General features: G+C 63.9%; 5 protein-coding genes and 1 pseudogene. 3 read left to right on the top strand and 3 right to left on the bottom strand.

Going from position 1 to position 6469, the window contains the following annotated elements:
* Positions 1–56: 56 nt before the first annotated feature.
* Both BBF93_RS19350 and BBF93_RS19345 read right to left on the bottom strand, forming a co-directional pair.
* A pseudogene (locus BBF93_RS19350) lies at positions 57–590 on the bottom strand (transposase); the annotation flags it as partial.
* Between the two features lie 310 nt (positions 591–900).
* Entirely contained in the window at positions 901–2142 is a 1242-nt protein-coding gene (locus BBF93_RS19345) for an argininosuccinate synthase (protein WP_035597502.1), read from the bottom strand.
* Between the two features lie 175 nt (positions 2143–2317).
* Here BBF93_RS19345 and BBF93_RS19340 point away from each other — a divergent pair, with 175 nt between their 5' ends.
* Genes BBF93_RS19340 through BBF93_RS19330 form a run of 3 tightly spaced genes read left to right on the top strand, consistent with a single transcriptional unit; the run spans position 2318 to position 5715 of the window.
* Complete coding sequence (locus BBF93_RS19340) at positions 2318–4279, top strand: hypothetical protein (RefSeq protein ID WP_114106943.1); 1962 nt, start codon at positions 2318–2320, stop codon at positions 4277–4279.
* A 44-nt stretch (positions 4280–4323) separates the two neighbouring features.
* A complete protein-coding gene (locus tag BBF93_RS19335) occupies positions 4324–4665 on the top strand; it encodes a DUF952 domain-containing protein (RefSeq protein ID WP_114106942.1) in 342 nt (113 codons plus the stop codon).
* Positions 4666–5715 (top strand): quinone-dependent dihydroorotate dehydrogenase, encoded by a 1050-nt coding sequence (locus tag BBF93_RS19330; RefSeq protein ID WP_114106941.1) that lies wholly within the window; start codon positions 4666–4668, stop codon positions 5713–5715.
* Here BBF93_RS19330 and BBF93_RS19325 read toward each other — a convergent pair.
* Positions 5712–6422, bottom strand: a complete 711-nt coding sequence (locus BBF93_RS19325) for a class I SAM-dependent methyltransferase (RefSeq protein WP_114106940.1) — start codon at positions 6420–6422, stop codon at positions 5712–5714. The two genes, BBF93_RS19330 and BBF93_RS19325, sit on opposite strands and share 4 nt — an antisense overlap.
* Between the last annotated feature and the right edge of the window lie 47 nt (positions 6423–6469).

Raw genomic sequence — 6469 nt, 5'->3', positions numbered from 1 at the left:
ACTTCCCGAACTAGCCGCTTCTTCGGCTTGATCCGCAGGTTCAGCTCCAGTTCGCNAATAGATGCGGCGAACGCGCTTATGGTTCCACGGGAAGCCCTTCACATTGCGCAGAAACAGGTAGCACAGACCAAAGCCCCAGCGCCGGGTCGTATCCGAGGCCGCGAGCCTGACCAGCCAGTCCGCGATTTCGGCATTCTCATTCGACAGCTTCGCTTCATACCGATAGCAGGTCTCGCTGATGCCAAAGGTGCGGCACGCCAGCGCCACAGGCACCCCCTTCTTCCGAACAGCCTCTCTGGCCATCTCTCGTCTTTGAGATGGCCGAGTTACTTTTTTCCGAGAGCATCTTTCAGCAGCTCGTTCTGCATCGCCAGTTCGGCATACATCTTCTTGAGCCGGCGGTTCTCATCCGCCATCGCTTTCATCTCAGACATCAGCGAGGCGTCCATGCCGCCATACTTGCTGCGCCAGTTGTAATAGGTTGCGTTGCTGATCCCATGCTCGCGGCAGAGATCAGGCACAGGCACGCCGCTCTCGCCCTGTTTCAGGATCGCAAGGATCTGGGGCTCGGTAAATCTCGATTTCTTCATTCTCGTCTCCGTCGATAATCAACGCCGGAGAAGTCCAGTTTTCAAGTCGATTAATTTCTGGGAGGATTACCCCTCCGCTTCGCTGACGCTCAGCACCTCCCCCGCTCAAGCTGGGGAGGATAAAGGCGCTGCGCTTTTTGCGATTCCAGCGCTCTCCGTCACGTCACCCTCGATGGCCAAAGGCCATCTGAGGGCCCAGCTCCGGCCGGTGAAGCGGGCGCGAATGGAGAGGCCGGGAGATGGGCCCTCAGATGCGCTCACGCGCATCGAGGGTGACGAAGGAACGAGCGGGCAGGGGAGAGAACCGCGATCAGTTCTTCCCGAACTTCCGGTCCCGGCCAGCCAGAAGGCGCAGGCGCAGGGCGTTCAGCTTGATGAAGCCGGCGGCGTCTTTCTGGTCATAGGCGCCGTGATCGTCCTCGAAGGTCACGATTTTCTCCGAGTACAGACTGTAGGGGGACGAGCGGCCGATCAGATAGGCGTTGCCCTTATAGAGCTTGATCGTCACTTCGCCGGTCACAAAGCGCTGTGAATGGTCGATGGCGGCCTGCAGCATCTCGCGCTCCGGGCTCCACCAGAAGCCGTTATAGATGAGCTCGGCATAGCGCGGCATCAGCTCGTCTTTCAGGTGCGCGGCGCCGCGGTCGAGCGTTGCCTGCTCAACGCCGCGGTGGGCCACCAGCAGGATCGTGCCGCCCGGCGTCTCGTAAATGCCGCGCGATTTCATGCCGACGAAACGGTTCTCCAGAAGGTCCAGCCGGCCAATGCCGTGCTTCTTGCCGTATTCGTTGAGTTTTGTGAGCAGCGTTGCCGGCGAAAGCGCCTCGCCATTGATCGAAACAGCATCGCCCTTTTCAAAGCCGATGGTGATCACTTCGGCCTGGTCGGGCGCCTCTTCCGGGCTGATCGTCCGCATATGGACGAATTCCGGCGCCGGCTCGGCCGGGTTTTCCAGAACCTTGCCCTCGGAGGAGGAGTGGAGCAGGTTCGCATCGACCGAGAAAGGCGCGTCGCCGCGCTTGTCCTTGGCGATTTCGATGCCGTGTTCCTCGGCGAACTTCAGAAGGTCGGTCCGGCTCTTGAACGCCCAGTCGCGCCAGGGCGCGATCACCTTGATGTCGGGGTTCAGGCCATAATAGCCCAGCTCAAAGCGGACCTGGTCATTCCCCTTGCCGGTGGCGCCATGACAAACGGCGTCGGCGCCGACCATGTCGGCAATCTCGATCTGGCGCTTGGCGATCAGCGGCCGGGCAATCGAGGTGCCGAGCAGATAGACGCCCTCATAAACGGCGTTCGCCCGGAACATCGGGAAGACGAAATCGCGGACGAACTCTTCGCGCACATCTTCGATGAAGATGTTCTCGGGCTTCACGCCTGCGGCCAGCGCCTTCTTGCGCGCCGGCTCCAACTCCTCGCCCTGGCCGAGGTCGGCGGTGAAGGTGACAACCTCGCAGCCGAATTCAACCTGCAGCCATTTCAGGATGATCGAGGTGTCGAGGCCGCCGGAATAGGCAAGAACAACCTTTTTCGGGGCAGAAGCAGCTTTGGACATGGGATTTACGTCGTCTTTCTGGGGCGCAAACGGGAAACTGTTGCCTTAAAGTCCCGCACCCGCCCTGACAAGGCGGCGGCTTACAGGGAATTTTATGGTTTCCGCCGCATAGGTTGGTTATAGTAAACGCTGGATAGGGCGCTTGTTAACCTTTTGCGCTCAGGAGAATGGGCTGATGCTGCAGGAGCCGCTGAAACCGACCGAGGCTGCCGACGCGCCTTTCCGTGCCCGCCTGCGCGCGCGCGATGGCCGCCGGCCGCAATCCACGCTGGCGATCCTGGCGGGGTATGAGCCCAAGGATGGCGAAACGGCTGAACTGGCCGCCATCGCGCCGCGCCGCCCGCGCCCTGTCGTGGTGACCGCCCCAGTCGCGCAGACCCGGCCTGAACCGCGCCGCGTTCCGCCTGCGGGCCGCCCGGAAGCCTGGGCCCCGCCTGCGCGGCCTGAGCCCGCGCCTCCGCGCCAGGAAATCCGCCGCCCCCCGCTGGTCATCGTGCCGCCGGCCGAAGAGGCAGCAGAGCCCGCCACCGATACAGATAAAAAGGAAGAGCGCGCCACCCGCCTCGGCTGGCTGAGCGAATATTCGCAGCTCGCCTTTGCCGGTCTCGCCGTGCTTGGCCTGGCGGGCCTGTCGCTGCTGGCGATCGACCATTCGCTGAAGGGCAAGCCTGGCGCCGCGCCGGAAGAGGGCGATGACGCCGCCCGCCGGTCTGCGGCTGATACAGGCCCGGCCATGTCGCCCGCCTCCGTCTCTGCCGTTGCGGTGCAGGAAGCGGCCACCCCGCTTGGCGCAGAGCCCCAGCCCTGGTTCGACTATCGCGGCGTTGCCGATTATCTGAAAACACGTGTCGATGCGTTTGAAGCCGCCGAGCGCGACGCCGCCCGCCGCCAGCAGGAAGAAGCCCAGCGCCTTGCCTCTGCCGCGATTGCGGATGCCGAAGCCGGCCGCCTGGCGGCGGCGGCTCAGGCTGAGGCCGACGCGCTGGCCGCCCGGGACGCTGCCATCGATGCAGAGCGCCAGCGCCTGGCGCGCGAAGAGGCCGAGCGGATCGCAAATGAGGAAGCCGCCCGTCTGGCCGCCCAGGCAGAGGCAGATGCTGCCGCCAGGGCTGAGGCGGACCGTCTGGCAAAGCTGGAGGCTGAGCGGGCCGCTGCTGCGCTTGCCGAGCAGCGCCGCGTCGCTGAGCTGGAGGCCGAACGCGCCGCCGCTGCCGAGGCAAAGCGCCTTGCCGAAATCGAATCCCGCCGGGTGGCCGCTGAAGCGGAAGCCAAGCGCCTGGCCGAGCTGGAGGCGCAGCGCGCCGCCGCCCAGGCCGAACAACAGCGCCTTGCCGATCTGGCAGCAAGACGCGCGGCCGAAGAGGAAGCGCGCCGTCTGGCGGCGCTGGACGCCAAACGGGCGGCGGATGCTGCCGAGGCCCGCCGCCTGGCGGATCTGGAAGCCCAGCGTCTGGCAGATATCGAAGCCCAGAGACTCGCGGCGCGCAAAGCCGAAGAGTCGGCCATCACGCTGGCTGCCGCAGTTGTTGCGCCGCCTGCGCCGGCCGTTGTCAAACCGGTGACGCCGCCCCGGCCGGCTTCGCTGAAACCCGATCGTGCCAGCATCCAGCCTTTGGCGACGCCGGAACCAGCCCCCGTCACCCGTCTGGCGCCTGCAATCCTTACAGCGCGCGCCCCGGAAGTCCGCCCGTTCATTGCCGGCCCTGCAGACGCGCGGCGCGGCGCAGACGTGTTCGTCGCCGAACGTGTGGCGCTGACAACCGGAGAGACGATCAGTGTCGACGCCATGTCCGGCCTTCAGACAGAATTTGTGCGCCTTGTCGCCGTCAGCCCGGATGGCGCCGCCCATCAGATGGCAGCGCCGGATGGGCGCCAGATCGAGATCACATTTGAGCGTACCCAGCTGGTGGAAGCTGGCGCCGCAAACCTGCGCACGATTGGTTACTCGGCCGATGACGCTGCGCCTGTAACGCGCGGTTATGCCGAACAGCCGGTGGTGAATGTCTCGGTCATGTGCCGGGATGTGGCGTATGTCATTCCGGGTCAGGAGCGCGGCCGCTTCTCTGCCTGCCGGGGCGCGGACGGGCACTGGATGCTGGCCCGCACAGCTGATCCCTCTGTTGGACAGGGCGCCTGACGGGGCGGTTGCCTGCCGGCGGAAAGCCTGCAAAAGCAGACATCATGCAGAATGTCCCGGTCTATAAATTGCTGACGGAAGAAGAGTGGCGTGCCGCCAAAGCGGCCGGCCATACCGTCAGCGCGATTGATATTGCCGATGGCTATGTGCATCTTTCCACGCGCGCGCAGCTGCCGGAAACGGCAGCGCGGCATTTTTCAGGGAAGGGACGTGTCAAGCTGCTGGAGTTTGAAAGCGCGGCGCTTGCGCCGCTGCGCTGGGAACCGAGCCGGGGCGGTGATCTCTTTCCGCATCTCTATGCACCCCTCGAAATTGCGCGCGCGCAGGCGGCCTGGTGGCTTGCGCCTGGCCCAGACGGCGCGCTGCTTCTGCCGGAGGACATCTGAATGATTGCATCAGCCGGTGCCCGCATCGCCCGCATGTTGCCGCCGGAAACGGCGCACACGCTGACCCTCCGGATGCTGACTTATGGCGCAGGCGTTCCGCTGCATGCGCCCCAGCTGCCGGTCTCCACGCGGGTGGAGTTGCCGAAGTCGGGCCTGCGGCTCTGCTCGCCGGTCGGGCTGGCGGCAGGCTTTGACAAGAATTGCGAAGTTCCAGAGGCGATGGCGAAGTTTGGCTTCGGCTTTGTCGAATGCGGAACGGTCACCCCAAAGCCCCAACCGGGAAATCCGAAGCCGCGGCTTTTCCGCCTCAGTGAAGACCGCGCCGTGATCAATCGGATGGGGTTCAACAATTTCGGTCTCGATTATTTCGTCCGCAGGCTGCAGAAATATTCCCATGCCGTGCCGATTGGCGCCAATGTCGGCGCCAACAAGGACAGTGACGACCGGATTGGCGACTATGTGACCGGCATCGAGGCGGTTGCGCCGCATGCCGACTATATCACCATCAACATCTCCTCACCCAACACGCCGGGCCTGCGCGGCCTGCAGGACCGGGCTTCTCTGACCCAGCTATTGACGCGATGTGGCGCGGCGGACCGGAAGGAACTGCCGGCTTTCCTGAAGGTGGCGCCGGATCTGGACGCAGAAGCAATCGCCGATATCTGCAGCGTGCTGCACGCTGAAGGGGGCTGGCTATCCGGCCTCATCATCTCCAACACTACCCTGGCGCGGCCGCCGAGCCTGCGCAGTGAAGACAAGTCCGAAGCGGGCGGCCTTTCCGGCGCGCCCCTGTTTCAGCCGTCTACGGACGTGCTCCGGCAGTTTGCCCGCGCGCTTGAAGGCAGGTTCGACCTGATCGGCGCGGGCGGTATTGCCACGGGCCGCGATGCCTATGCCAAGATCCGCGCGGGCGCCTCGGCGGTGCAGCTCTATTCCCTGATGGTATATGATGGCCCCGGCATTGCGGCCCGCGTCGCGCGGGAGCTGTCCCATTGCCTGGCGGAGGATGGGTTCTCCGCCATTGCCGATGCTGTCGGCAAAGACCTTTAGCCGATAGAGTCGATCCGGACAGCCACGCAGCCATCCATCGCGGTGAAGGCGATGTAAGTATACTTCACGTTCCGGCTGCTGACGAATTCCTGCCAGGCCTTGTATTCGTGGTGTCGCCAGCTCGGATAGTTGAAATATTCGTCAAACATCACGATGGAGCCAGGCTTCAGCCGGTCTCCGGCCGTGTCCAGAATGTATTTGGTGCCGCCGTAGAGATCGCAATCGATATGCAGCAGGCTGATGGGTTCCGAATTAGAGGACAAGAAGCCGGGCAGGGTGGCATCAAACCAGCCGACATGCAGCTTCACATTCGCCGGCACCTGCGGCAGCCGCTGCTTCTGGGTGAACGCGCCGCGGCGTTCCAGATGGCCGGACCAGTCTTCCGGCAGGCCTTCGAAACTGTCGAAGCCATGGACCATTTTCTGGGTTCGGCCTGCGATCTGACGGATGGAATTGCCGCCCGCGACACCGAACTCCATCATCAGGCCCTCGGTCGGTGACTTGTCAACGAGGAAGCCGATATAGGCAGCATGGCTCTCGAAGATCATCGCTTCGGGCATGTTGGCCTGGACGTAGTCTGCCGCTTCGTTCAGCGCGCGAAGCTGGAGCTGGTAAAGCAGGTTCCGCCCGTAATTCTTGTAGATGACACGCCGGAGCAAACGCTGAACGAAGGAACGTTTTGGTTTTGCAGGCGAAAGGGTGGCCATACGGCGCTCCGTGTTGATGGGGAGCGTTCTGTGTAGCGGCGGACGGG

It is taken from the genome of Hyphomonas sp. CACIAM 19H1 (assembly GCF_003325995.1).
In the GTDB taxonomy this organism is placed as follows: Bacteria; Pseudomonadota; Alphaproteobacteria; order Caulobacterales; family Hyphomonadaceae; genus Hyphomonas; species Hyphomonas polymorpha.
Note: the sequence above shows the minus strand (reverse complement) of the source record. Positions and strands in the feature narration are given on the sequence as shown.